The organism is Streptomyces boluensis, from assembly GCF_009908195.1.
Lineage (GTDB): Bacteria > Actinomycetota > Actinomycetes > Streptomycetales > Streptomycetaceae > Streptomyces > Streptomyces boluensis.
The window spans coordinates 1-1,402 of sequence record NZ_JAAAHS010000712.1; the positions used below are offsets into that span (position 1 = coordinate 1).

At 76.1% G+C, this 1,402-nt stretch carries 1 protein-coding gene; it reads right to left on the minus strand.

Annotation, left to right across the window (positions count from 1 at the left end; all coding sequences use genetic code 11):
• A partial coding sequence (locus tag GUY60_RS37655) for an amidase (RefSeq protein ID WP_161705994.1) occupies window positions 1-1,369 on the minus strand: 1,369 nt, incomplete at its 3' end.
• Window positions 1,370-1,402: the final 33 nt, after the last annotated feature.

Below are 1,402 nucleotides of genomic sequence, written 5' to 3' on the forward strand. Positions count from 1 at the left end.
GCCCCGTACCCACCGCCCCGTCCCGCACCAGCGCGTCCTGCAGCAGCCGTGCGGCCCGCAGCACCAGCGCGTCCCCGTGCCGCGCCGCCACCAACTGCGCGCCCACCGGCAGCCCTTCGGCGGTGGCACCGCAGGGCACGGACGCGGCCGGCTGCTGGGTGAGGTTGAAGGGGTACGTGAACGGCGTCCACCCCGTCCACCTGCGCAGCCCGCTCCCCTCGGGCACCTCGACGCCCGCCTCGAAGGCGACCACGGGCACGGTCGGCGTGAGCAGCAGGTCGTACGTCTCGTGGAAGGCGCCCATCAGGACGCCGAGCGCCATCCGGGTGTCGACGGCCGTCAGGTAGTCGAGCGCGCTCTTGGCGGCGCCCTCCGCGACGATCTCCCGCAGCCCCGGGTCGAGCCGCGCGAGCTGCTCCGGCCGCAGGTGCTCGACGACCTTCGCCGCGCCCGCGAACCACAGCGTGTGGTACGCGTCCACGGGGTCGGTGAACTCCGGTGCCGCCTCCACCACTTCGGCGCCGAGCCCGGCGAGCAGCTCGGCCGCCCGCCGCACACGCGCCGCGACCTGCGGGTCCACGGGCGCGCCCGCGAGGGTCGGCGCGTACGCGACGCGCAGCCCGGCGAGCGAGTCGCCGTCGGCGACCGCCGCGCGGAAACTGCCCTCCGGGGCGGCGAGTTGGGACCAGTCCCGGCTGTCGGGGCCGCACACCACGTCCATCAGGAGCGCCGCGTCCGCGACCGTGCGGGTCATCGGCCCGGCGTGCGCGAGTGTGCCGAACGGGCTGGCCGGGAAAAGCGGGATCCGCCCGTACGTGGGCTTCATGCCGAAGATGCCGCAGAACGCGGCGGGGATACGCACCGAACCCCCGCCGTCCGTACCCATCGACAGCGGGCCCATCCCGGCCGCGACCGCCGCCGCGCTGCCGCCGGACGAGCCGCCCGAAGTGCGGCCCGGATCCCAGGGGTTGCGGGTCACGCCGGTCAACGGGTTGTCGGTGACGCCCTTCCAGCCGAACTCGGGCGTCGTCGTCTTGCCCACGAGCACCGCGCCGTGCTCCCGCAGCCGCGCCACACAGGGCGCGTCGGCCGGCCACTCCTGGTCGGCGGAGACGCTGAGCGAGCCGCGCAGCGTGGGCCAACCCCGGGTCAGGAACAGGTCCTTGACCGAGGTGGGCACCCCGTCGAGGAGCCCGGCCGGCTGCCCGCGCCGCCACCGCTCGGCGCTCTCCTCGGCCTGCGCGAGCGCCGCCTCCCGGTCGAGAAGGCAGTACGCGTTGAGCGCCGGGTCGGCCGCCTCGATCCGGTCGAGCACGGCCTCGGTCGCGGCCACCGGCGAGAGCGCCCCGCTCGCGTACCGGTCGAGCAGCTCCGTCGCACTGAGCGCCGCCGGCCCCTGGAC